The 23,187-nt window shown below is 68.4% G+C and carries 25 protein-coding genes; 22 read left to right on the plus strand and 3 right to left on the minus strand.

The genetic code is table 11. The annotated features are described in order from the left end of the window. Positions 1–8: 8 nt before the first annotated feature. The 3 genes from LC041_RS15760 to LC041_RS15770 all read right to left on the minus strand — a co-directional run bounded on the left by LC041_RS15760 (position 9) and on the right by LC041_RS15770 (position 1,045). Complete coding sequence (locus tag LC041_RS15760; RefSeq protein ID WP_226534044.1) at positions 9–413, minus strand: phage holin family protein; 405 nt, start codon at positions 411–413, stop codon at positions 9–11. A gap of 66 nt (positions 414–479) precedes the next feature. Continuing rightward, positions 480–842 (minus strand): type II toxin-antitoxin system death-on-curing family toxin, encoded by a 363-nt coding sequence (locus LC041_RS15765; RefSeq protein ID WP_226534045.1) that lies wholly within the window; start codon positions 840–842, stop codon positions 480–482. Further along, a complete protein-coding gene (locus LC041_RS15770) occupies positions 839–1,045 on the minus strand; it encodes a ribbon-helix-helix protein, CopG family (protein ID WP_226534046.1) in 207 nt (68 codons plus the stop codon). Before LC041_RS15770 ends, LC041_RS15765 begins: the two co-directional genes overlap by 4 nt. An 86-nt stretch (positions 1,046–1,131) precedes the next feature. On the opposite strand from LC041_RS15770, the gene LC041_RS15775 reads away from it, so the two are divergent. The 22 genes from LC041_RS15775 (at position 1,132) to LC041_RS15880 (ending at position 23,171) form a co-directional block, all read left to right on the plus strand. Continuing rightward, positions 1,132–2,199 carry a histidinol-phosphate transaminase gene (locus LC041_RS15775; protein WP_226534047.1) on the plus strand — a complete coding sequence of 356 codons (1,068 nt, stop codon included), beginning with the start codon at positions 1,132–1,134 and terminating at the stop codon, positions 2,197–2,199. Positions 2,200–2,305: 106 nt separating this feature from the next. Further along, positions 2,306–3,433 (plus strand): thiamine pyrophosphate-dependent dehydrogenase E1 component subunit alpha, encoded by a 1,128-nt coding sequence (locus LC041_RS15780; RefSeq protein ID WP_226534048.1) that lies wholly within the window; start codon positions 2,306–2,308, stop codon positions 3,431–3,433. An 11-nt stretch (positions 3,434–3,444) separates the two neighbouring features. Then, positions 3,445–4,410, plus strand: coding sequence for an alpha-ketoacid dehydrogenase subunit beta (locus LC041_RS15785; RefSeq protein ID WP_226534144.1), 966 nt, complete (start codon positions 3,445–3,447; stop codon positions 4,408–4,410). A 120-nt stretch (positions 4,411–4,530) separates the two neighbouring features. Further along, positions 4,531–5,871 carry a dihydrolipoamide acetyltransferase family protein gene (locus tag LC041_RS15790; RefSeq protein WP_226534049.1) on the plus strand — a complete coding sequence of 447 codons (1,341 nt, stop codon included), beginning with the start codon at positions 4,531–4,533 and terminating at the stop codon, positions 5,869–5,871. A gap of 49 nt (positions 5,872–5,920) precedes the next feature. Next, complete coding sequence (gene arsB, locus LC041_RS15795) at positions 5,921–7,033, plus strand: ACR3 family arsenite efflux transporter (protein ID WP_226534050.1); 1,113 nt, start codon at positions 5,921–5,923, stop codon at positions 7,031–7,033. Further along, on the plus strand, positions 7,030–8,019 hold the full coding sequence (locus tag LC041_RS15800; RefSeq protein WP_226534051.1) for a metalloregulator ArsR/SmtB family transcription factor: 990 nt from the start codon (positions 7,030–7,032) through the stop codon (positions 8,017–8,019). Before arsB ends, LC041_RS15800 begins: the two co-directional genes overlap by 4 nt. A 23-nt stretch (positions 8,020–8,042) precedes the next feature. After that, complete coding sequence (locus LC041_RS15805; protein ID WP_226534052.1) at positions 8,043–8,450, plus strand: arsenate reductase ArsC; 408 nt, start codon at positions 8,043–8,045, stop codon at positions 8,448–8,450. A gap of 165 nt (positions 8,451–8,615) precedes the next feature. Beyond that, complete coding sequence (locus LC041_RS15810; RefSeq protein ID WP_226534053.1) at positions 8,616–10,628, plus strand: BCCT family transporter; 2,013 nt, start codon at positions 8,616–8,618, stop codon at positions 10,626–10,628. Positions 10,629–10,791: 163 nt separating this feature from the next. Continuing rightward, a complete protein-coding gene (locus tag LC041_RS15815; RefSeq protein ID WP_226534054.1) occupies positions 10,792–11,775 on the plus strand; it encodes a metal ABC transporter solute-binding protein, Zn/Mn family in 984 nt (327 codons plus the stop codon). After that, the gene (locus LC041_RS15820) at positions 11,772–12,605 is read left to right on the plus strand and encodes a metal ABC transporter ATP-binding protein (RefSeq protein WP_226534055.1); all 834 of its coding nucleotides are present in this window, start codon (positions 11,772–11,774) and stop codon (positions 12,603–12,605) included. Before LC041_RS15815 ends, LC041_RS15820 begins: the two co-directional genes overlap by 4 nt. Next, positions 12,602–13,480, plus strand: a complete 879-nt coding sequence (locus tag LC041_RS15825) for a metal ABC transporter permease (protein WP_226534056.1) — start codon at positions 12,602–12,604, stop codon at positions 13,478–13,480. Before LC041_RS15820 ends, LC041_RS15825 begins: the two co-directional genes overlap by 4 nt. 132 nt (positions 13,481–13,612) lie before the next feature. Beyond that, positions 13,613–14,029, plus strand: a complete 417-nt coding sequence (locus tag LC041_RS15830; RefSeq protein WP_226534057.1) for a Fur family transcriptional regulator — start codon at positions 13,613–13,615, stop codon at positions 14,027–14,029. Continuing rightward, entirely contained in the window at positions 14,026–15,066 is a 1,041-nt protein-coding gene (locus tag LC041_RS15835; RefSeq protein WP_226534058.1) for a permease, read from the plus strand. Before LC041_RS15830 ends, LC041_RS15835 begins: the two co-directional genes overlap by 4 nt. Further along, positions 15,059–15,856, plus strand: coding sequence for a TIGR03943 family putative permease subunit (locus LC041_RS15840; protein ID WP_226534059.1), 798 nt, complete (start codon positions 15,059–15,061; stop codon positions 15,854–15,856). The genes LC041_RS15835 and LC041_RS15840 overlap by 8 nt, the downstream gene beginning before the upstream one ends. Further along, a complete protein-coding gene (locus tag LC041_RS15845; protein WP_226534060.1) occupies positions 15,846–17,660 on the plus strand; it encodes a DUF3999 domain-containing protein in 1,815 nt (604 codons plus the stop codon). The genes LC041_RS15840 and LC041_RS15845 overlap by 11 nt, the downstream gene beginning before the upstream one ends. Position 17,661: 1 nt before the next feature. Beyond that, positions 17,662–18,405 (plus strand): DNA-3-methyladenine glycosylase, encoded by a 744-nt coding sequence (locus LC041_RS15850; RefSeq protein WP_226534061.1) that lies wholly within the window; start codon positions 17,662–17,664, stop codon positions 18,403–18,405. Positions 18,406–18,591: 186 nt separating this feature from the next. Continuing rightward, positions 18,592–18,828 carry a 50S ribosomal protein L28 gene (gene rpmB / locus LC041_RS15855; protein WP_025102729.1) on the plus strand — a complete coding sequence of 79 codons (237 nt, stop codon included), beginning with the start codon at positions 18,592–18,594 and terminating at the stop codon, positions 18,826–18,828. After that, entirely contained in the window at positions 18,828–18,998 is a 171-nt protein-coding gene (gene rpmG / locus LC041_RS15860; protein WP_017203558.1) for a 50S ribosomal protein L33, read from the plus strand. Before rpmB ends, rpmG begins: the two co-directional genes overlap by 1 nt. 3 nt (positions 18,999–19,001) lie before the next feature. Continuing rightward, entirely contained in the window at positions 19,002–19,307 is a 306-nt protein-coding gene (rpsN, locus tag LC041_RS15865) for a 30S ribosomal protein S14 (RefSeq protein ID WP_017829734.1), read from the plus strand. A gap of 338 nt (positions 19,308–19,645) precedes the next feature. Continuing rightward, positions 19,646–20,470, plus strand: a complete 825-nt coding sequence (locus tag LC041_RS15870) for an endonuclease domain-containing protein (protein WP_226534062.1) — start codon at positions 19,646–19,648, stop codon at positions 20,468–20,470. Between the two features lie 312 nt (positions 20,471–20,782). Further along, positions 20,783–21,070, plus strand: coding sequence for an HU family DNA-binding protein (locus LC041_RS15875; protein ID WP_017203554.1), 288 nt, complete (start codon positions 20,783–20,785; stop codon positions 21,068–21,070). A gap of 142 nt (positions 21,071–21,212) precedes the next feature. Further along, on the plus strand, positions 21,213–23,171 hold the full coding sequence (locus LC041_RS15880; RefSeq protein ID WP_226534145.1) for a cytochrome c oxidase assembly protein: 1,959 nt from the start codon (positions 21,213–21,215) through the stop codon (positions 23,169–23,171). The last annotated feature ends 16 nt before the right edge of the window (positions 23,172–23,187 follow it).

A 23,187-nucleotide genomic window follows, 5' to 3' on the forward strand; every position in this document is an offset into this window, starting at 1 on the left:
TGGGGATCTCAGTCGCGGCGCGAGTTCTTGTTCTGCGGGCGCAGGATGAAGCCGAAGATGCCGTTGATCACCGAGATGATGAGCGCGGCGAGCACGCCCCACCAGAAGTCCCCGACCGCGAGGCCCCATCCGAAGCCGCTCGTGATCCACGCCGTCAACCACAACAGGAAGCCGTTGATGACGAAGCCGATCAGGCCGAGTGTGAGGATGTAGAGGGGGAACGCCACGATCTTCACCACCGTGCCGATGATCGTGTTCACGAGCGCGAAGATCGCGGCCACCGCGAGCAGGGTGAGCACGAGCTGCAGGGTCTCACCGGGAGGGAAGGCCGTGATGGTCACCTGCAGGGCGGGGATCAGTGTGACCACCCAGAGGGCGAAGGCGTTGACGACGACACGGATGATGAAGCGCATAGTCCGACCAGTGTCCCACGGGCGTCCGCGGGTGTCAGCCCGTGGGGGCGCTGACCGTGCGGATGCTCAGCGCCGATTCGACCGGAACAGTGCGGCGATCTCATCGAGATCGGCGAGGTTCTGCGCGGCACGGAGGATGAGATCGAAGGCGACCTCCGTGTCCATGTCGATGAGGACGCTGTTCATCTCGAGGAAGGTGAGAGTGATGACCCAGGAGAAGCGCTTGTTGCCATCGAACAACGGGTGGTTCTGGCTCAGTGACGACAGGAGAGCGGCAGCCTTCACGTCGAGGTCCGGGTAGGCCTCGACACCGAACATCGAACTGGAGGGGCGTGCCAGTGCGGAGGAGAGCAGGCCGATGTCTCGGATGTGGAGGCCCAGTTCCTCGGCGACCGCGACGGCGTGTGGAAGCTCGACGTACCGGGTCACGCGTCTTCGAGCTTCTTGAGAAGGTCGGCGTACCGGTCGGCGATGCCGCGGGCGATGGTCACCGCCTGCTCGGTGGTCACCTCTTCGCGGAGGAAGCGATCCGCCGCCTCGATCAGGAGGGCGTGCTTGGACGTGTGTCGTCGCGATGCCAGCTCGCCGAGCTGTGCATCGAGTTCTTCCGGGAGTCGCACCGTCATAGCCATACCAAAATGGTACCACCGCGCACCCGGCGAGAACAGGGGAGTATCGACACTCCTGCCCTGGCCGCAGCCCTCGTAGACTCGACGTCGTGACCGAGCCGATCCTGCCCCGCATTCGTCCTGCCATCGCCGCCCTCGCGCCGTACCGTCAGGGCAAGCAAGCGGGGCCAGACGCGTTCAAGCTCTCCAGCAACGAGAACCCCTTCGATCCGCTGCCCGCTGTGTTGGAGGCACTGGAGCGGACGACGCCGGTCAACCGCTACCCGGATGCCACCGCGACCCGTCTGCGCGAACGACTCGGTGCTCGCTACGGCGTCGAGCCCGATCAGGTCCACGTCGCCTCCGGCAGCGTCTCGATCCTGCATCAGCTGATCCTGGCGACCGCGTCGGAGGGCGATGAGGTCATCTACGCCTGGCGGTCCTTCGAGGCGTATCCGAGCCTGCCGCTCGTGGCGGGCGCGACCGGGGTGCAGGTGCCGCTCACCGCGGACTCCCGGCACGACCTCGGTGCCATGGCCGACGCCGTCACCGACCGCACGGGCGCGATCATCCTGTGCACGCCCAACAATCCGACCGGGCCCATCATCACCTCGGCGGAATTCGCCGCTTTCGTCGAGCGCGTCCCGAACGACGTCCTGATCATCCTCGACGAGGCGTACGCCGAGTTCGTCACGGCACCCGATGCGGTCGACGGTCTCGCCGAGCGGGTGTTCGACGCGCACCCGAACGTCGTGGTGCTGCGGACGTTCTCCAAGGCGTACGGCCTCGCCGGGCTCCGCGTCGGCTACGCGATCGGGCACGAGAAGGTGCTCGACGCCGCACGCACCACGGGAATCCCGCTGTCCGTCACCTCGGCCGCGGAGAACGCCGCGATCGCGAGCCTCGACGCCGAGGCGGAGCTCCTCGAACGCGTCGCCGTGATCGTCGAGCGACGTGATCGCCTGGTGCAAGGTCTCCGCGCGCAGGGCTGGGACGTCCCGGACTCCCAGTCGAACTTCGTGTGGCTGCCCACGGGGGAGAGCACCGACGAGGTCGCCGCGGCCTTCGTCGCCGGCGACCTCATCGTCCGTCCGTTCTCCGGCGACGGCATCCGCATCTCGGTCGGCGAGGAAGCCTCCATCGCTCGCGTGCTGGAGGTTGCGGCTTCCGTCCGCTGAATGCCTCCCGCGGGCGTCATCGCCCGTGTTTCTCCGGTTTCCGGGCAGTTGCAAGGGTGTCCTAGGTATGCGTGACCGGGCATGCGGGCGCGGGTAGCGTGAGAGCGTGACCACCTCCGAGACACCCCTTGTGAGCGTTCTGGACGAGACCGGACGGTACGCGCCGACCCCCGCCGCTGAGCGATACCTTCCTCTGATCGAGGCGATCGGTGATGCCGAGCTCGAGCAGTTCTACCGGGACATGGTCGTCATCCGCGCGATCGACACCCAGGCGACGAACCTGCAGCGGCAGGGGCAGCTGGCGCTGTGGCCGCCGAGCCGGGGCCAGGAGGCGGCGCAGGTCGGCTCCGGTCGCGCCGCCCGCGCGCAGGACACCATCTTCCCCTCGTACCGGGAGCACGTGGTCACCCGCATCCGGGGCGTCGACCCAGTCGACATCATCAAGCTGATGCGCGGCGTCTCGCACGGTGGGTGGGACCCGACGGATCCCAAGAACGGCAACACCCGGCTCTACACGCTCGTGCTCGGCTCCCAGGCGCTGCACGCGGCCGGCTACGGCATGGGCCTCGCCTTCGACGGACGCACCGGCACCGGTGATCTCGATCGTGACGAAGCGGTCATCGTCTACTACGGCGACGGCGCCTCCAGTCAGGGCGACGTGCATGAGGCGATGGTCTTCGCCGCGAGCTACCAGGCGCCGACCGTGTTCTTCCTCCAGAACAACCACTGGGCGATCTCGGTGCCGGTCTCCACGCAGTCGCGCGTGCCGCTCGTGCAGCGCAGCGCGGGCTACGGCATCCCGAGCGTCCGCGTGGACGGCAACGATGTTCTCGCCAGCTACGCGGTCTCCCGCACCGCTCTCGACGAGGCCCGCAGCGGCAAGGGGCCGCAGGCGATCGAAGCCGTCACCTACCGGCTCGGCGCGCACACGACGAGTGACGATCCGACGAAGTATCGCGGCAGTGACGAGGAGCAGTACTGGGCGGGTCGCGACCCGATCGTCCGGATGCGCGCGTTCCTCGAAGGCCGCGGAGCATCGGCGCAGCTGTTCTCCGACGTGGAGGCCGAGGCAGCGGATGCTGCGGAGGATCTGCGTGCCCGCACCGTGGAGCTCGGGCCGCCCAGCGCCGACAAGATGTTCGACCACGTGTACAGCGAGCCGCATCCGCTGATCGACCAGCAGAAGGCCTGGCGCGCGCAGTACGAAGCGTCGTTCGAAGGGGGAGCCCAGTGACTCTGGAGACGATGCCGCTCAGCAAGGCGCTGAACGCGGGGATGCGAAAGGCCATGGAGAACGACCCGAAGGTCGTGCTCATGGGCGAGGACATCGGCAAGCTCGGCGGCGTCTTCCGCGTGACGGAGCACCTGCAGCGCGACTTCGGCGACCGTCGGGTGCTCGACACCCCGCTCGCCGAATCGGGGATCGTCGGCACCGCGATCGGCATGGCGATGGCGGGTTTCCGTCCGGTCATCGAGATCCAGTTCGACGGTTTCGTCTTCCCCGCGTTCGACCAGATCACCACGCAGCTGGCGAAGCTCACCAACCGGCACGAGGGCGCGATCAGCATGCCCATCGTGATCCGCATCCCCTACGGCGGGCACATCGGCGCGGTCGAGCACCACCAGGAGAGCCCGGAGGCGTACTTCGCGCACACCCCCGGCCTGCGCGTGGTTTCCCCGTCGACGCCCAATGACGCGTACTGGATGATCCAGGAGGCGATCGCGTCCAACGACCCCGTGATCTTCATGGAGCCGAAGAGCCGCTACTGGCAGAAGGGCGAGGTCGAGCTCGACGCGTCCGCCGTGCCGCTGCACTCCTCGCGCGTCGTGCGCACCGGCAGCGACGTGACCCTCGTCGGACACGGGGCCATGGTCACCACGCTGCTGCAGGCTGCGGCGCTCGCCGACGCCGAGGGGACGAGCTGCGAGGTGGTCGACGTGCGCTCGCTCTCGCCGGTCGACTACGAGCCCATCCTCGACTCGGTGCGCAAGACCGGACGTATGGTCTACGCGCAGGAGGCGCAGGGGTTCGGCAGCATCGGCGGCGAGATCGCGGCGACCGTGATGGAGCGCGCGTTCTACGCGCTCGAAGCTCCGGTGCTGCGCGTCTCCGGCTACGACACCCCGTTCCCGCCCGCGAAGCTCGAAGGCACCTACCTCCCGGATGCCGACCGCGTCCTGGAAGCCGTCGACCGCTCCCTGGCCTACTGACCGTCTTTCCATGTGTGCAACTCCTCAAGAAACGCTCGGACGGGGCTCGAAACCCGTCCGGATGACGCGTTCGGCGTCGAATCTGCGGAGTTGTGCACGCGGTCCACGAGAGGATCAATCATGAGCACGCAGAACTTCAACCTCCCTGACGTCGGCGAAGGCCTCACCGAGGCCGAGATCGTGGCGTGGAAGGTCGCACCGGGCGACACGGTCGCGATCAACGACGTGATCTGCGAGATCGAGACGGCGAAGTCGCTCGTCGAGCTGCCCTCGCCGCACGCCGGCGTGGTGGGCGAACTCCTCGTCGAGGAGGGAGCGACCGTCGAGGTCGGCACGCCCATCATCACGTTCGTGAGCGATGCCGCGGCCCCCGCTCCCCCCGCGACTCCGGCCCCCGCCGTCGAGGAGGGTGGCGGGTCGGTGCTCGTCGGCTACGGCAACGGCGGCGGTGCCACCTCGCGGCGCAAGCGTCCGGCTGAGCGCCCCGTACGCTCTTCGGTCGGCGTGATCGCGAAGCCGCCGATCCGCAAACTCGCGCGCGACCTCGGCGTCGACCTCACGACCGTGACCCCCACCGGCGTCGACGGTGAGGTCACCCGGGACGACGTCATGAAGCACGCGTCGCAGGCCAGCGTCTTCCGCAACATCGAGACCCCGGAATGGGGGGCCGTGCGTGAGGAGACCGTGCCCGCGCCGCAGGCTGCGCCGGCAGGGCTCGCGCGTGGTCTGGCCCCGACCCAGCCGTCCGCCGCGGGAGACGACCGCACCGAGTCGATCCCTGTCAAGGGTGTGCGCAAGGCCACCTCCTCGGCGATGGTGCAGAGCGCGTACTCGGCCCCGCACGTGACCGTGTGGAAGGAGATCGACGCCAGCCGCACGATGGAAGTCGTCAAGCGCCTCAAGGCCTCGCCCGACTACGCCGACATCCGGGTGTCGCCGCTGCTCATCATGGCTCGCGCCGTGATCTGGGCCGCCCGCCGCACGCCCATGGTCAACGCGGCCTGGATCGAGACGGAAGCCGGTGCCGAGATCGCCGTGCGCCACTACGTGAACCTCGGGATCGCCGCCGCCACCCCGCGCGGCCTGCTCGTGCCGAACATCAAGGACGCGCAGGACCTCGGGATGAAGGACCTGGCACGAGCGCTGAACCGTCTGACGCTGACCGCGCGCGAGGGCAAGACCCCGCCGGCCGATCAGCAGGGCGGCACGATCACCATCACGAACATCGGCGTGTTCGGGATGGATGCGGGAACCCCGATCATCAACCCCGGCGAGGCCGGCATCGTGGCGATGGGCACCATCAGTCAGAAGCCGTGGGTCGTCGACGGCGAGGTGCGTCCGCGCTGGGTGACCACGGTCGCAGGGTCCTTCGACCACCGTGTGATCGACGGTGACGGCATGAGCCGCTTCATCGCCGATGTGGCTTCGGTTCTGGAGGAACCCGCGCTGCTGGTGGACTGATTATTGGGCGACGGTTGCCTCCAGTATCGAAAACCGTCAATATAGACGCATGTCGATTCACAGGGTTGAACGGGTCAGTGCGCCCACCACCGCGTCGACCACTCGGCGTCTGTCGGCGCTGGACCGGTGGCTGCCGCTGTGGATCGGCCTGGCCATGGCCGGCGGCATCCTCGTCGGCCGCTTCCTCCCCGGAGTCTCCGATCTCCTGGCCGGTCTCGAGGTCGGTGGGATCTCGGTTCCCATCGCCCTCGGCCTGCTGGTGATGATGTATCCGGTCCTCGCGAAGGTCCGCTACGACAGGATCGCCGCCGTCACCGGAGACAAGAAGCTGCTCATCTCGTCGCTGGCGCTCAACTGGCTCGTCGGTCCTGCGCTGATGTTCGTCCTCGCCTGGGCGCTCCTCCCCGACCTGCCCGAGTACCGCACGGGACTCATCCTCGTCGGGCTCGCGCGGTGCATCGCGATGGTCGTGATCTGGAACGACCTCGCCTGCGGTGACCGCGAAGCCGCAGCGGTCCTGGTCGCCATCAACTCGGTCTTCCAGGTCGTCGCGTTCTCACTGCTCGGGTGGTTCTACCTGACGGTTCTCCCCGCCTGGCTCGGCCTCGACGCGCAGGGACTGGACATCTCGGTCTGGCAGATCGCGCTGAACGTCCTGATCTTCCTCGGCGTCCCGCTCGTCGCCGGCTTCGCCTCTCGCCTCATCGGCGAGCGCACGAAGGGGCGCGACTGGTACGAAGACCGCTTCCTGCCGACGATCGGCCCCTGGGCCCTTTACGGACTGCTCTTCACGATCGTGCTGCTGTTCGCGCTGCAGGGCGAGCAGGTCACGAGCCACCCGGAGGACGTCGCCCGGATCGCGCTCCCGCTGCTGGCCTACTTCGCGGTCATGTGGTTCATCGGCCTCTTCACAGGGAAAGCACTCGGACTCGGCTACGCACGCTCGTCGACCTTGGCTTTCACGGCGGCCGGCAACAACTTCGAGCTCGCCATCGCCGTCGCCATCGGCACGTTCGGAGCGGCGTCCGGGCAGGCGCTCGCCGGCGTCGTCGGGCCGTTGATCGAGGTCCCGGTTCTCGTCGGGCTCGTGTACGTCTCCCTCTGGGCGGCCCGCCGCTGGTTCCACACCGACCCGTACACCGCCGAAAGGATGCAGTCATGAACGTCACGCTAACGACCGCAGACGACACCTGCAGTCCCGTCGCCACCCATGCCATCGGGCTGGAGGCAGCCTCCTCCGTGGCGGCCACCCTGAAGGCGCTGTCGGACCCGCTCCGCCTGCGCATGCTGTCGGCCATCGCCTCCGACCCCCGCGGGGAATCCTGCGTGTGCGACCTCGCCGACCTCGCCGACGTCTCCCAGCCCACGGTGTCCCACCACCTGAAGGTGCTCAAAGACGTCGATGTCCTCACCTCCGAACGACGGGGAACCTGGGTCTGGTACCGCATCAATCCGAACCGGCGCGGCGCCGTGACCGCGCTGCTGGACTCCTTCGCACCGGCCACGGTCGCGCCCTGGAGCGTCGCGGAGGAGGAGCATCGACGGCCCGACTTCGATACGCGGGTGACCCACCTCGCGGACGAGCTCTCCGCAGAGGTTCCTGAGCTCGATCCCGACGTCGTGCGCACGATCGTCCGCGAGTCCTACACCGCGCTCGCGCGGACCGCACGCGTCACCTCGGCTCTCGTTCCTCTCACCGAACGCTTCGCCCGGCAGCGGCTCGCAGACCTCACCCGCGACCGCCACGCGTCCGTGCCCCAGGTGCTCTTCGTCTGCGTCGCCAACGCCGGCCGCTCGCAGCTCGCCGCCGCGCTCGTCAACGAGCTCGCAGCAGGGAGAGTGGTCGCGCGCTCCGCCGGTTCCGCTCCCGCCGACGTCATCCACCCGCACGTCCGCTCGCTCCTCGCCGAGATCGAAGGCGACCGGGCCGCCGAGCGCTTCCCGAAGCCGCTCACCGACGACGCCGTCCGCGCGGCCGACGTCGTCATCACCATGGGGTGCGGCGACGTCTGCCCCATCATCCCCGGCGTGCGCTACGACGACTGGGTGGTCGGAGACCCCGCCCTCGCCTCGCGCGAAGGCGTCGAAGCCATCCGCGACGACATCGCCGAACGCGTGCGCGCACTCGTCGAAGACCTCCTCCACTGACCGCACCCTCCTCAGGAGCAACCATGACTGATGCGACCGCCAAGCCCTCCGTCCTCTTCGTCTGCGTGCACAACGCCGGACGCTCCCAGATGGCCGCCGGATTCCTCCGCGACATCGCCGGCGATCGTGTCGACGTCCGCTCTGCCGGGTCCCTGCCCGCCGACCAGATCAACCCGATCGCCGTCGAGGCGATGAGCGAGCTCGGTATCGACATCACCGCCGAACAGCCCAAGGTGCTCACGACCGAAGCGGTGCAGGCATCCGACGTCGTCATCACCATGGGATGCGGCGACGCCTGCCCGTTCTTCCCCGGCAAGCGCTACGAGGACTGGAAGCTCGACGATCCCGCCGGCCAGGGGATCGACGCCGTGCGCCCCATCCGCGACGACATCCGCGCGCGCATCGAACAGCTGGTGAGCGAACTCGTCTAGCGGGCGAAACGTCGGAGAATCTCGTCGCGGAGCGCCGGGTTGCCGTCGAGTCGTGTGTTCCTGCGCGGGTCCGCGTGGAACCCTCGCCTATCGTGAGGTCCAGTACCTCAGCCCTCGTGGGAAGACCAGTTCGACCCGAAGAACCGGCCGCGTAAGGAGATCACGATGATCGACCGAGAACGAGACGCCGAGAGCAAGACCTCGATGCCAGGGAAGCCTTCGCCGAAGAAGATCCTGAAGGAAGTGACCCACCCCGCGCTGATCCCCGGGATCGGGGTGGAAGACACTCCCCGCGTGTTCAACACGAACTGGATCGTGTTCGGCGTCGCGGGTGTGCTCGTGCTGGCGGTCGTGATCTGGGGCTTCCTCGCCCCGGAGAGCATCAGCGCAGCGGGCGCTGCATCGCTGGGATGGGTGACGGAGAACTTCGGATGGCTGTTCTCCCTGCTGGCCGTGGTGACGATCGCCTTCATGTTCGTGGTCGGCTACGGACGCACCGGCGGTGTCCGGCTGGGGGCGGACGACGAGTCGCCGGAGTTCTCGACCGTGTCGTGGATCGCGATGCTCTTCTCCGCAGGCATGGGGATCGGCCTGCTGTTCTGGGGGCCGGCTGAACCGTTGACCTACTTCACCGATCCGCCGCCGGGCTTCAACGCCGCCGAGGGCAGCCGTGACGCGATGCTCGACGCCCTCGCGCAGTCGATCCTCCACTGGGGTCCGATGGCGTGGGCGTTCTACGCGCTTGTCGGTGGGGCGATTGCCTATGCGGCGTATCGACGGGGACGCGCCCCCCTGATCTCGGCGATCTTCCGTCCGATCTTCGGAGAGCGCACCGACGGGTGGATCGGCGCGGTGATCGACGTCTTCGCGATCATCGTCACGCTCTTCGGCACCGGGGTCACGCTCGGTATGGGCGCGCTGCAGATCGCCAGCGGTGTGGAAGTCGTCACCGGCATCGGGCCGCTCGGCAACACGGGCCTCATCGTCATCATCACGATCCTCACCGCCGCGTTCGTGGTCTCCGCCGTCTCCGGCATCAAGCGCGGTATCCGGGCGCTGTCGAACATCAACATGGTGATCGCCGCCGTGATCGGGCTGTTCATCTTCATCGCCGGTCCGACCCTGTTCCTGTTGAACATGATCCCCGCCAGCGTGTCGGCGTTCTTCGGGGAGCTGTGGATCATGCTCACGCGGAACCCCGCTCAGAGCGAGGACGCCGCCGCGTTCATGTCGAGCTGGACGAACTACTACTGGGCCTGGTGGATCTCCTGGACGCCCTTCGTGGGGATGTTCATCGCGAAGATCTCTCGCGGGCGGACGCTCCGGGAGTTCGTCACCGTCGTCATCGTCGTGCCGTCGATCGTCTGCGTCGTCTGGTTCGGGATCCTGGGTGGGACCACGATGCTGTTCGAATCCGAGGGGCGCGGGATCGCGGAGGCGGGCTCGCCGGAAGCGATCCTCTTCGCCGTGCTCGGAGAACTGCCGTTCGGCGTCGTGCTCTCCGTGCTCGCAATGATCTCGATCATCCTGTTCTTCGTGACCTCCGCGGACTCCGCGGCGATCGTGATGGGGTCGATGAGCCAGCGCGGCAAGCCGGAGCCGTCCACCTGGGTCACGATCACCTGGGGACTCCTTCTCGGGGCGGCAGCACTCGCGCTTCTCCTCGCGGGTGGTCAGACGGCGCTGTCCGGGTTGCAGTCGATCATGGTGGTCTCCGCGCTGCCGTTCGCGATCATCGTGATCGGCATCATGATCGCGTGGGCGAAGGAGCTGCGCACCGACCCGTACATGCTGCGCCACCGATATGCGCGTGCGGCGATCGCGCAGGGTGTTCGCCGTGGGATCGCGGAGCACGGCGACGACTTCGTGTTCGGCGCGACCGAAGTGGCCGCCGACGAAGGCGCGGGAGCAGGGATCGACACCGACGATCCTGCCCTGACGGAGTGGTATGAGACCGCCACCGGTCAGATCCCCGTCGTTTCGGCCGAAGACGTCACCCGCACGCTCGAGCCGGGGCGCATCCAGCCCCGGGGGCCGGGCAACCCCGCTCACACCGCCTCGGGGGATGCCTCCCTGACCGTCGGCGAGAACCGGCGGGAGGATCGACTCCGCGCACGCCGGAAGCCGGAGGAGACGGCGCCGGAGGAGAAAGCGGGCGGGGACGAAGGGGGCTCCTGACCTCGAGTCGTTGGGTTGGTCGTCCATGGTTGGTCGTCCATGAAGGAGATCTCGCGTTCTGAAGGAGCGAGAACGACGAACGCTCCGTCGGGATGAGAGATCTCCTTCGGCGTGCGCGGACGTCAGTTTGATAATGGTTCTCATTAGCGTTTAGAGTGGGGGCATGAAGAAGCCCGTCGTCGCCCTCGCCCTCGCATCCGTCGCCGCACTCACGCTGGCCGGATGCTCCACCCCCGCCGCGGGGGAGGGCGATGACGGCGCCATCACGGTCGTCGCGAGCACCAACGTCTACGGCGACATCGCCTCGCAGATCGGCGGTGACCGCGTCGACGTGCAGTCGATCATCACGTCCGCCTCGCAGGACCCGCACTCCTACGAGGCGAGTGCACGCGACCGGCTCACCGTGCAGAAGGCCGACCTCGTGATCGAGAACGGCGGTGGGTACGACGCCTTCATCGACACGCTGCTGCAGGATGCGCAGGACCCGCACGTCATCACGGCGGTCGAGTTCTCGCACGACTTCCCCGGCAATGAGGGCCACGACGACGACGCTGACCACGACGACGCTGACCACGATCACGCCGAGGGCGAAGAAGGCCACGAGGGGCATGACCACATCGAGGGCTTCAACGAGCACGTCTGGTTCGATCCGCACACGATGATCCACGTGGTCGAGGCGATCAGCGACGAGCTGACCGAGCTCGACCCGGAGGGCGCGGAGGACTTCGCGGCCAACGCCGACGACCTCATCGCCGACCTGGAGGGCTTCGAGGCCGACCTCGAGGGGATCAAGGCGGATGCCGCCGGCGTCGAGGTCTTCATCACCGAGCCGCTGCCCGGATATCTCGCCGCCGCTGCCGGCCTGACCGACGTCACCCCGGAAGGATTCGCGGAGTCCGTGGAGGAGGGCACCGATGTCGCGCCCGCCGTGCTGCTCGAAGCGCTGGACGTGATCGGCGGCGGTCAGGTGGGCGCGCTGCTCACCAACGCCCAGACCGGCGGTGCGGAGACGGAGCGCGTCGAGGCCGCGGCCGAGGAGGCCGGGATCCCCGTCGTCGCCTTCACCGAGCTGCTCGAGGACGGATCGTCGTACTCTGAGTGGATGAGTGACGCGATCCAGAGCCTCGCCGCCGCCGTCCAGTCGTGAGCGGCGCGGTACCGCGCGAGAATCCGGTCCTCGAGATCTCGGGTGCGTCCCTGCATCGCGGCGATCGAGAGCTCTGGTCGGGACTCGACCTGACCGTGACCCCGGGAGAGTTCATCGCCGTGCTCGGACCCTCCGGGTCGGGCAAGACCACTCTTCTGCGCAGCATCCTGGGACTTCAGCCGCTGTCGTCCGGGGTGATCGAGGTGGGCGGCGAGCCCGTGCACCGCGGCAACCCCCGCATCGGTTACATCCCGCAGCAGCGCTCGCTGGCGCCCGACACCAGCATGCGGGCTCGCGATCTCGTCGCCCTCGGAGTGCAGGGCAGCCGCTTCGGCTTCCCGATCCCGCACAGCGGCGACCGCGCGAAGGTCGACCGTCTGCTCGAGGCGGTCGGGGCGTCGGAGTTCGCCGAACGACGGGTGGGTCTGCTCTCGGGCGGAGAGCAGCAGCGACTCCGGGTCGGACAGGCTCTCGCCGACGAGCCCGCCCTGCTGCTGTGCGATGAACCGCTGTCGAACCTCGACCTCGCCAACCAGGTCGCGGTGACCGACATCATCGACCGTCAGCGCCGCGAGCGCGAGGCGGCGGTACTGTTCGTCACGCACGACATCAATCCGATCCTCGGCCGTGTCGACCGGATCCTGTACATCGCCGGGGGCCGATTCCTGCTCGGGACACCGGATGAAGTGCTGCAGACCCGCGTGCTCACCGACCTCTACGGCACCCCGGTGTTCGTGCTCCGTGCGGGCGACCGGTTGGTCGTCGTCGGAGTTCCCGATGCCGAACCGCACCACGACCACGGCGATCACGAGCACGGAGGAGCCGCATGAACGTCGCATCGGCCTTGGTGCCGCTGGTCGACTGGAGCGACGTCTTCTCCTTCCAGGACTACGGCGAGCTGGTGGCCCTGCTCGCGAACTCGATCATCGCGGGCGCCGTCCTCGGCGTCGTCGGCGGTCTGATCGGCGTGTTCGTGATGCAGCGCGACCTGGCCTTCGCGGTGCACGGGGTCAGTGAACTGTCGTTCGCGGGTGCCGCGGCGGCCCTGCTGTTCGGCGGCAGCGTCGTGGCCGGATCCCTCGCGGGCGCGCTCGCCGCCGCGATCCTCATCGGCATCCTCGGCGCCAAGGCCAGGGACCGCAACTCGATCGTGGGTGTGCTGATGCCGTTCGGCCTGGGTCTCGGCATCCTCTTCCTCTCGCTCTACGACGGTCGCAGCGCCAACCGTTTCAGCTTGCTCACGGGGCAGATCGTGTCGGTGTCCACGCCCGACCTCGGATGGCTCATCGGGATCAGCCTGGTCGTGCTGCTCGGACTCCTGGTGATGTGGAACCCCCTCCGCTTCGACTCGCTCGACCCGGAGTCCGCCGCCGCCCGTGGCGTGCCGACCCGCGTGGTGAGTTTGTTGTTCATGGTGCTGCTCGGGCTGATAGTCGCGGTAAGCGTGCACATCATCGGGGCGCTGCTCGTGATGGCCCTGCTGGTGACCCCGGCGGCGGCGGCCATGCGTGTGACGGCCGGTCCGATCGCCGTGCCGTTGCTCGCTGCGCTGTTCGGGTTCGTCTCGGCGGTCGGCGGCATCCTGCTGGCCCTCGCCGGGACGCTGCCCGTGAGCCCCTACATCACGACGCTCTCGTTCACGATCTACGTCGTGTGCTGGATCGTGCAGCGGGCGCGGTCCCGGGTCCGTCGCGTGCGGGTCTGAGTGCCACCACCCCCGGCGCTTTCGAATCGCGTGAATGGTCGCTTTTCCGTCCGAAGTGCGACCATTCACGCGATTCGAACGGGGCGCGGCCGCTCCCAGCCCTCGCCAACCCCGGCGGCCTAGACTCGACGTATGGCTCAGCGGAACACCTGGCAGCGCGAACGCGTGCGCGAAGCACTCGCCGACGCTCGCGGATTCGTGAGTGCGCAGAGCCTGCACGCCTCCCTGCGCGACGACAACACCGGCATCGGCTTGGCGACCGTGTACCGCGCTCTCGCGGGACTCGCCGCCTCCGGTGACGCCGACTCGCTGCAGAGCCCCGAGGGCGAGGCGCTGTATCGCGCCTGCACGACCCAGGGCCACCACCACCACCTCATCTGCCGATCGTGCGGACTGACGGTCGAGATCGAGGCCAAGGACGTCGAGCAGTGGGCGCATCGCACCGCAGCGCTGCACGGCTTTACCGATGCCGCCCACGTGGTGGACATCTTCGGGTTGTGCACCCCGTGCGCGAACAAGCGTGACGCCGAACGGGCTGCGAACGCGTGAGCCCCTCGGCAGCGACGGCGACCCGTCACGGTCACTCCCACCGCCCGGCGCCCACCGCGCGCTCGGCGTGGATCGGCGTCGGCCTCGGTGCCGTCATCGTCGCGGCGCTCTTCCTGGTCGACGCCTTCCTGCCGACCCTGTTCCCGGCGTCACTGCCCACCCGCGCGCAGGACGGCCTCACCCTCGCCCTGAGCGTGTTGATCGAGGCGCTCCCGTTCGTGATCCTCGGCGTGCTGCTGTCGATCGTGGTGCAGGTCTGGTTGCCCGCCGATGTCATCCACCGCTGGCTGCCGAAGCGCGCGTGGGCTCGGCGTGCCGTGCTGTCGCTGCTGGGGATGCTCATCCCCGTGTGCGAGTGCGGCAACGTGCCCTTCGCCCGGGGGCTCATGATGCGCGGTCTCGCCCCGGCTGAGGCGATGACCTTCCTGATCGCAGCGCCGATCGTGAACCCGATCGTGATCCTCACCACGCACGCCGCGTTCGGCTGGGACGGCGGGATCCTCGTGGCGCGCCTCGTCGGCGGGTACCTGATCGCGAACCTGATCGGCTGGATCTACAGTCGTCACCCCGACCCCGACGGCATGCTCACGCAGCGCTTCGTCGACACCTGCGACCGGGTCACACACGAACCCGGCACGCCGGTGCGCCGGAGCCTGACCCAGTTCCTCATCGAGTTGCGTGCTGTCATGCCCGCGCTGGTCATCGGTTCCGCGCTCGCCGGTGCCGTGCAGGTGCTGATCCCCCGGGAGTGGCTGCTCGCGATCGGCTCCAACCCGGTGCTGTCGATCGTGGCCATGATGGCGCTCGCGATGACGGTCGCCATCTGCTCGAACGTCGACGCGTTCTTCGCACTGTCGTTCGCCTCGACGTTCTCGTCCGGTGCGATCGTCGCGTTCCTGCTGGTCGGACCCCTCGTCGACATCAAGATGCTCGCGCTCATGCGCACCACCTTCACCGGCCGCACGCTGGTCGGGATCGTCGGGATCGTCCTGGCATCGGCATTCGCGATCGGGATCGGGGTGAACGTCCTTGTCTGAGCAGACCGCCACACGTGCGCGTGCCCTCGGCACCCGCTGGCTCGGGGTGGGCCTCGCCGCGGTGATCGCGGTCGTCACCCTCGGCCTCGGTATCACCGGGCGCCTCACGCTCTACATCAGCCCCGAAACCGTATGGTTCGCGTGCGCGGCCGCGGTCGTCACGCTGGCCGGCGCGGTCTGGTCGTGCACCTTGCCCCTCGGCGAGGAGGGCGATCACGGACATGACCACGGGCACGGTACGGAGGTGGCCGTCGAAACGGAATCCGGGCCGTCCGCGACGCCGCACCGTCGTTCCCTCGCGGGCGTCGGCGCGGTGACGGGGGGTGTGATCGCCTCAGGCGTCGTCATCGCGGCCCTGGTGCTGCCGCCGGCGTCGCTCTCGGTCGAGCTGGCGATGTCGCGTGCGGGGGAGCAGAGCGCGCTGTTCGCCGGCTCCGACACCGTCGCACTCGGCGTCGCCGACACCTCGACCTTCGGCGTCGGCGACTGGGCGAGCGTGTTCGCGGCCTCGACGAACACCTCGGCCTACGACGGTGCGCCCGTGACGCTCATCGGCTTCGTGACCCCGGGATCGGGCGACGGCGTGAACCTGACCCGCCTGGTGATCACGCACTGCGTGATCGATGCGCAGACCGCCGCACTGCCGGTGACGGTCGACCCGGACGACTATCCGACCGGGCAGTGGGTCGAGGTCACCGGAACCGTGCGCGCGGACGGTGAAGGGAAGCTCCACATCGAACCGACCGACGTCGTCGCGATCGACGAGCCGGGGGACCCGTATGAGTACTGACGACGAGCGCCCGGAGACGCCCGCCGTCCCGCGCACCCGTGCCGAACTGCGCGCGGCCCGCGAAGCCGCAGAGGCGGCGGAGGCCGAGCGGATCGAACGCGCGGTCACCCCGCCGGATCACGCTGCACAGCCCGCCGACGAGCCCGATGCCGACGAGGACGGCGCCGATCTTCGTGAAGCCGCCCTTCGTGAGGCGGCGGTGCGCTGGGCCGGTGAAAGGGAGGTCGCGGAACAGGAGGCCGCCGCACGGAAGATGGCCGCGTTCGAGGCCGCCGCGCGGGAGGACGCCGAGGCCACAGCGCTGCCTGCCGTTCCTGTGGCGCCCGAGCCTGTGTTCGTCGGGGCCGCCCCGCAGATCGATGAGGCGGCGGCGACATCGGATCCCGCTGAGCCCTCGGTGACGGTTGCGTCCGAGGCAGCGGCCCCGAGCCCGCCACGGAACCCGCGGAGGTTCCTCCTCACTCTCGGCGCAGTGCTCGGCGTCCTCGTGCTCGCCGGCACCGGTCTCGGTATCGTCAGTCTCCTGCAGGGGCCGCGGATCAGCGATGTGCAGGTGGACGCGGAACATGCGATCGAGTCCTCCGGGAGCAGGGTCATCCTCACCGCGAACCAAGCCCTGGCCGACATCGACCCCGAGCAGGTCACGGTCGAGCCGGCCACGCCGTTCACGGTCGATGCCGCGGGCCGTGGCGTCGGCGTCCGCTTCACGGTGCCGCTCGACGACTCGACGGAATACACGATCCGCGTCGCCGACGTCGCCGGTGCGGGGGGCGGTCCGACCAGCACCTTGACCACGTCGTTCACGACGCCGGCGTCCACGATCTTCCTGCTCCACCGTGACGTCGACGGCAAGGACAAGATCTTCCTCACCGACCTCAAGGGCGACGGGGTGGCGGTGTACGAGCACGAGAAGATCAACGACTTCCGAGCCACCTCGACGGAGCTCGTGGTCGCGGTCGAGGAGGAAGACGGCTCCCACCTCCTCGTGATGGACCGCGACGGGAAGAACCAGCGCGAACTCGACCTGCCAGGCGACGGCTACGTGGGCGCGGTCCAGGTCTCCGACCGCGGCGGTCTGGTCGGGTACAGCTACTCGGACCGCGAGCTCAGCGATGACGAAGGGCGCGCGAGCGTGCTCGTCACCCAGTCGCTGAGCGGCAAGGACGAGCCGCAGGTGATCGAGGTCGCCGGTGCGGAGGCGAGCGTCTTCGTGTGGCAGTTCGTCCCCGACAGCGCGGCCGTGCTGTTCATCGACTTCGACGGTGCGCTGTCGCTCGTGGACCGCTCGAGCGACGCGGGCGTGCAGTCCCTCGGTCTCGCCGCCATGATCCAGGGCATCTCCCGCGGCACCTACACCGCCATAGTGGAGCGCCTCGACGGGGCCGTGGTCGAGCTCAACCTCGCGGACGGATCGGAGCAGCCGCTCGCGGCATCCGACCCCGACTACGGCACGGCGACCTCGATCACCCCGTTCCCCGGAGGCACGCTCCGGCATGTCGTCGCGCGTGACGAGGCGGGGCTGCCGATCGGGCAGGCCGTCGTCCGCGTGGACGACGACGGCCAGGCCACGCCGTTGGTCGAGATCGGGGCGACCGATTCGATCCTGCAGGCGTGCGCCTCCCCGAGCGGTCAGTACGCGGCCGTGGCGATCGCACCCGACTTGGCGAACAACCCCTACGACGGGATGCTGCTGCCCCTGCCCGAGAAGGTCGAGACGCACCTCATCGACATGGAGAGCGGCAAGGAGATGGTCGCCCTCACCGGGTTCGACGCGTCCTGGTGCCAGACGGCTCCGCGGTTCTGAGATGCCGCAGCACGGTGGCCTGCGGCGAGCAGCCCGCGCGGACCTGAGCGGTTCGGCGGTCGAGGTCGCGCCGCTGCTGCTCGGAGGCGAGCTCCGGACGCTCGCCGTGGGCCCTGACGGCGCGGATCCCTTCGAGGTGCGGCTGCGCATCACCGAGGTCGAGGCGTACCACGGGCAGGGGACCGGCGAGACCGCGGACCCCGGATCCCACGCACGGATGGGGCGCACGCCTCGCAACGCGACGATGTGGGGCGAGCCAGGGCACCTCTACGTCTACCTGAGCCATGGCATCCACTCCTGCGTCAATGTGGTGTGCGGACCCGCGGGGCAGGGCGACGGCGTGCTGCTGCGCGCGGGAGAGATCGTGGCCGGAGCTGACGCCGCGGCACAGCGCCGTGGCGCGACGCTGCCGCTCAGCCGCATCGCGCGACGGGACCTCGCGCGCGGCCCCGGTCGTCTCGGACAGGCCGTGGGGCTGCGACACCCGCTGCATGACGGCATCGACGCGGTCACCGGCGAGGAACGGCACGGGGCCAGGGCTGAGCTGTGGCTCGGCGGGCCTCGCGACGACGTGGTGCGCGGCCCCAGGGTCGGTGTCGCGGGCGTCGCCGGGACCGACGCCTTCCCCTGGCGCTTCTGGATCGACGCGGATCCGACCGTGTCTCCGTTCCGGTGGGGGAGAGGAGCCGCCGAGCTTTCGAATCGCGTGAATGGTTCGAAATCACTCCCGGATGCGACCACTTGAGCGATTCGAACGTCGGGGCTATGTGAGTCGACTCCGTGCTAGACTGACTCTTTGTCTGCGCACACTCCTGTGCGCAGTTCGCATGCTTCCCCTTCCGTGGCCGAGAGATCGGCGGGTCGGATGGCGTGCAGACAAGGGATCTTGGGTGGGGCCGTCCGGCCTCACGGTATAGAAGGAGTCACCATCATGGCAGCAGTGTGCCAGGTGACCGGAGCAGTTCCCGGCTTCGGTCACAACGTCTCGCACTCGCACCGCCGGACGAAGCGCCGCTTCGACCCGAACGTGCAGAAGAAGACCTATTTCGTTCCGTCGCTCGGTCGTAAGATCACCCTCAACGTGTCCGCCAAGGGCATCAAGGTGATCGACGCCCGCGGCATCGAGAACGTGGTCAAGGACCTCCAGGCGAAGGGTGTGAAGCTCTAATGGCCAAGAAGGCTCAGGACGTCCGTCCGATCATCAAGCTGCGTTCGACGGCAGGTACGGGTTACACCTACGTGACGAAGAAGAACCGCCGCAACACCCCCGACCGCCTCGTGCTCAAGAAGTACGACCCGGTCATCCGTCAGCACGTCGAATTCCGAGAGGAGCGTTGATCAATGGCTAAGAAGAGCAAGATCGCTCGCAACGAGCAGCGCAAGGTCATCGTCGAGCGTTACGCCGAGCGTCGCGCCGAGCTGAAGAAGACCCTGGTCGACCCGAACGCCACCGACGAGGCCCGCGAGGCCGCACGCGTCGGCCTGCAGAAGCTGCCGCGCAACGCATCGCCGGCTCGCGTGCGTTCGCGCGACGTCATCGACGGCCGCCCCCGCGGTGTCCTCACGAAGTTCGGCATCTCGCGTGTCCGCTTCCGTGACATGGCACACCGCGGCGAGCTGCCCGGCGTGACCAAGTCGAGCTGGTAAGTCTCAGCACACCGTCGAAAGGGGCGGGGATCTTCGGATCCCCGCCCCTTTCGCATCCCCCTCGCGCGTCGTCTCCCTCCCACGCGTTCGACCCTGCCCTCCCACTCGCGTTCTGAAGGACTTCTCGCGAATCGAAGGAGTGGATCCTAGATTCTCTCCTTCATTCCGCGAGGTCTCCTTCATTCGGCGAGGTCTCCTTCATTCGGCGAGGTCTCCTTCATTCCGCGAGGTCCCCTCCGGCGGGTCTGTTCCTGCACCGGGGCACCTGAGCGAAGAGGTCTGCGCTCCTGCTGGTGATCCGGTGATGGCCCATGGTCCTCCGGAGGCAGGATCGTCCGATGGATCCGGTGGATGAGCTGTCGCGTCGCGGCGGGGTCGCGCGGGTACGCACTCTGCGCGCGGCTGGAGTGAGCGCGCACTCGCTCCGACGGTCGAAGGAGCGGCGCGAGATCGTCACCGTGCGGCAGGGCTGGGTGGCCTTGCCGGACGCCGACCCCCAGCTCGTCGGAGCCGTCGCTCGCGGTGTCGTGCTCAGCTGCGTCACCGCGGCGGAGAGACAGGGACTCTGGATTCCTGAGAAGACGCCACTCCATGTCGCCGCACGCCCGAACGCGGCGCGGATCCGCGTGCCGACTCAGGTCGTCGTGCACTGGTCGAAGCCGGTGGTCCCTCGGCCGCCAGACACGGTCGTGGATGACCTGCTGAATGTGCTGGCCGTGATCGCGCAGTGCCAGCCGTTCGAGACCGCGCTGGTCATCTGGGAGTCGGCCATGAACAAGGGGCTCGTCGACGGCGCGCGCCTCCGTGGCCTCGATCTTCCGGCGCCGGCGCGAGCGCTCCTCGAGCGGGCGCGGCCCTTTGCGGACTCGGGGCTGGAGACCATCGTCATCCACCGGCTCCGCTGGCTGGGACTCCGCATGCTGCCGCAAGCCTGGTGCCTCGATCGGCGCGTGGATCTGCTCATCGGCGACCGGCTGGTGCTCCAGATCGATGGTGCGACGCACACCGGGGAGCAGCGGAACAGAGACATCGCGCACGACGCGCAGTTGACCCTCCGTGGTTACCGCGTGCTGCGCTTCAGCTACGAACAGGTCATGCACCGTTGGCACGAGGTGCAGTCCGTGATCATGGAGGCTGTGGCGCAGGGCGCCCACCTCTCCTGATCGCACTCCTCGCGTTGCGAAGGAGATCTCACGGAGTGAAGGAGCGCATGTCGCATCAACTCCTTCATGGTGCGAGAACTCCTTCATGGCACGAGAACTCCCCCACCGCATGCGCGTGTAGGGCCGCCCCCGAGCCCCAAACGTGTGACTGGAGTGACGAATGTGACGCGACACGCCAAGTAATTGCCCAAAACCCGCGAAATGACGCGGATATGTGGGTGGTCGTTGATACATTCGAGGCGGTCACTCGACCAGGGGCACCCGCCCCGATACCCACAACGATGCGACGGGATCTCGTCGCTGGAGGATGACATGGCTGACAAGTCCATCACCAAGACCGAGCTCGTCGCGAGCATCGCTAGCGCCACGGGCCAGAGCCAGGCCACCGTCTCCGGTGTCCTCGACTCGCTGTTCGCCACGGTCTCCGACGCTGTTGCCAAGGGCAGCAAGGTCTCCATCCCGGGCTGGATCTCCTTCGAGCAGGTCGACACCGCTGCTCGCACGGGCCGCAACCCGCAGACCGGCGCCGAGATCAAGATCCCGGCCGGCAAGCGCGTCAAGGTCACCGCTGGCTCCAAGCTCAAGGCTGCCGTCAAGTAAGCAGACCGCACCTCTTCGAAGGCCGCTCCCGTTCCGACGGGAGCGGCCTTCGTGCTCTCGCCCCTCCCGGCGCGCCTAGGCTGGAGGGGTGAGTTCCCGCAGCGAGTCGACGAGTCGGATTTCGGCGTATCGCATCGCCGGGATGGTCATCCTCCTCGTCGCCGCGCTGGTGGGCCTGGTACTGGCGCTCCTGGTGGGCGGCGGTGCCGATGCACCGCTGCTGCAGGATCCGGGGCCGATCGTCCTCTGGGGCACTCCGCTCGCGAAGCTCGTGATGAACATGTCGGGTGCCGTCATGCTCGGCTCTCTCGTCCTCGCGCTGTTCGGCCTGCGCGCCGGGGAGCGCTCCTTCGATGCGGCGCTCAACATCGCCTCCGTCGGCGCCGCGGTGTTCACGGTCTCCGCGGGTCTCGCCGGATTCCTCGCGTTCATGGCCGCCTTCAACCCGAAGCTCAGCATCGAGCGGGAGTTCGGCACGCAGCTCGGTCGTTTCCTCTTGGAACTGCCGTTGGGCCAGTCCTGGCTCATCACGACGATCTTCGGAGCGATCATCACGGTGCTCGCCTTCGCCTGGCGGTCGTGGACGCCCACGCTCATCACGGCGCTCCTCGCTGCGGCCTCGTTCATCCCGCTCGCGACCCAGGGACACGCGGGCGACCTCGCGGGCCACAACATGGCCGTCAACTCGATCCTGCTGCACACGGTCGGCGCCGCGGTCTGGCTCGGCGGTCTCCTGCTGCTGGTGCTGCTGCGCGGACGCGGCGACGTCGACACGGCGCGACTCGTCGGACGCTATTCCTCGCTCGCGATCGCGGCGTTCGTGGTGGTGGCCTTCTCCGGGTTCACCCGGTCGATCGTGTCCGTCGGGAGCTGGGAGGCGCTGTGGGCGACGCAGTACGGCTGGATCGTGCTCGCGAAGGCCGCGCTGTTGGGCGGCATGGGACTGCTCGGCGCCTGGTACCGCGCTCGCCTCATCCCGAAGCTCACCGGGCAGCGGGCAGCCGGGTGGTTCTGGCTTCTCGTCCTGTGCGAAGTCGCGCTGATGGGGCTCGCCTCGGGTGCCGCTGCAGCGCTCGCCCGCACGCCCCCGCCGACGGGGGAGACCGCGGCCTTCCTGCAGACGCCCGCCCAGATCCTCACCGGCTCGACGCTTCCCCCCGAACTGACGCTCGAACGCTGGTTCACGGCGTGGGACTTCGACGTGCTGTGGGTCGTCGCAGCGGCGTTCGGTCTCTTCTTCTACCTCGCCGGCGTGCGACGTCTGCGTCTGCGCGGAGACCGCTGGCCGATTCACCGCACGGTGTTCTGGGTGCTCGGTCTGCTCATGCTCTTCTGGGTGACCTCCGGCCCGCTCAACGCCTACCAGGAGTACCTGTTCAGCATCCACATGATGGGCCACATGATGCTGTCCATGGCCATCCCGCTTCTGCTGGTCTCGGGCGCACCGATCACGCTCGCCCTGCGTGCGATCCACAAGCGCGACGACGGCACGCGCGGTGGCCGTGAGTGGATCATGTGGGCTGTGCACTCGCCCTTCGCGCGAGTCGTCACCCATCCGTTCGTCGCCGCGGCCGTCTTCATCCTGTCGCTGTGGGCGTTCTACTTCACCGACCTCGTGCGGTGGGCGATGGTCGAGCACATCGGGCATGAGTGGATGGTCATCCACTTCCTGATCTCGGGCTACCTGTTCGTGATGAGCCTGATCGGTGCCGATCCGGTGCCGTACCGACTTCCCTACCCGGGACGCCTGATCACCCTGATCGCCGTCATGGCGATGCATGCCTTCTTCGGCATCGCGATCATGATGCAGGAGGGGCTGATGGTCGCGGAGTGGTTCGGGTCGATGGGCCGTGACTGGGGTGCCAGCCCGTTGCAGGATCAGTACGTCGGCGGCGGCATCGCCTGGTCCATCGGCGAGATCCCGACCCTGATCCTGGCCATCACGGTCGCGATCCAGTGGAGCCGGAGCGACACGAAGCTGCAGCGCCGGCGCGACCGCCATGCCGATCGCACCGGAGACGCGGAACTCGAGGAGTACAACGCCAGGTTGGCCGAGCTCGCCGCCCAGGACCAGCGGCGCGAGGAGCGCGAGAGGCGCTGAGGCCCGCGGACGGCAC

Source organism: Microbacterium paraoxydans (genome assembly GCF_020524545.1).
Lineage (GTDB): Bacteria > Actinomycetota > Actinomycetes > Actinomycetales > Microbacteriaceae > Microbacterium > Microbacterium paraoxydans_C.

Excerpts from the sequence above, each read along its gene's own strand:
- LC041_RS15760 (WP_226534044.1), bottom strand. The coding sequence starts at position 413 with ATGCGCTTCATCATCCGTGTCGTCGTCAACGCCTTCGCCCTCTGGGTG.
- LC041_RS15770 (WP_226534046.1), bottom strand. The coding sequence starts at position 1,045 with ATGGCTATGACGGTGCGACTCCCGGAAGAACTCGATGCACAGCTCGGC.
- LC041_RS15785 (WP_226534144.1), top strand. The coding sequence starts at position 3,445 with ATGCCGCTCAGCAAGGCGCTGAACGCGGGGATGCGAAAGGCCATGGAG.
- LC041_RS15790 (WP_226534049.1), top strand. The coding sequence starts at position 4,531 with ATGAGCACGCAGAACTTCAACCTCCCTGACGTCGGCGAAGGCCTCACC.
- arsB (WP_226534050.1), top strand. The coding sequence starts at position 5,921 with ATGTCGATTCACAGGGTTGAACGGGTCAGTGCGCCCACCACCGCGTCG.
- LC041_RS15800 (WP_226534051.1), top strand. The coding sequence starts at position 7,030 with ATGAACGTCACGCTAACGACCGCAGACGACACCTGCAGTCCCGTCGCC.
- LC041_RS15805 (WP_226534052.1), top strand. The coding sequence starts at position 8,043 with ATGACTGATGCGACCGCCAAGCCCTCCGTCCTCTTCGTCTGCGTGCAC.
- LC041_RS15810 (WP_226534053.1), top strand. The coding sequence starts at position 8,616 with ATGATCGACCGAGAACGAGACGCCGAGAGCAAGACCTCGATGCCAGGG.
- LC041_RS15815 (WP_226534054.1), top strand. The coding sequence starts at position 10,792 with ATGAAGAAGCCCGTCGTCGCCCTCGCCCTCGCATCCGTCGCCGCACTC.
- LC041_RS15825 (WP_226534056.1), top strand. The coding sequence starts at position 12,602 with ATGAACGTCGCATCGGCCTTGGTGCCGCTGGTCGACTGGAGCGACGTC.
- LC041_RS15830 (WP_226534057.1), top strand. The coding sequence starts at position 13,613 with ATGGCTCAGCGGAACACCTGGCAGCGCGAACGCGTGCGCGAAGCACTC.
- LC041_RS15845 (WP_226534060.1), top strand. The coding sequence starts at position 15,846 with ATGAGTACTGACGACGAGCGCCCGGAGACGCCCGCCGTCCCGCGCACC.
- LC041_RS15850 (WP_226534061.1), top strand. The coding sequence starts at position 17,662 with ATGCCGCAGCACGGTGGCCTGCGGCGAGCAGCCCGCGCGGACCTGAGC.
- rpmB (WP_025102729.1), top strand. The coding sequence starts at position 18,592 with ATGGCAGCAGTGTGCCAGGTGACCGGAGCAGTTCCCGGCTTCGGTCAC.
- rpmG (WP_017203558.1), top strand. The coding sequence starts at position 18,828 with ATGGCCAAGAAGGCTCAGGACGTCCGTCCGATCATCAAGCTGCGTTCG.
- rpsN (WP_017829734.1), top strand. The coding sequence starts at position 19,002 with ATGGCTAAGAAGAGCAAGATCGCTCGCAACGAGCAGCGCAAGGTCATC.
- LC041_RS15870 (WP_226534062.1), top strand. The coding sequence starts at position 19,646 with ATGGATCCGGTGGATGAGCTGTCGCGTCGCGGCGGGGTCGCGCGGGTA.
- LC041_RS15875 (WP_017203554.1), top strand. The coding sequence starts at position 20,783 with ATGGCTGACAAGTCCATCACCAAGACCGAGCTCGTCGCGAGCATCGCT.
- LC041_RS15880 (WP_226534145.1), top strand. The coding sequence starts at position 21,213 with ATGGTCATCCTCCTCGTCGCCGCGCTGGTGGGCCTGGTACTGGCGCTC.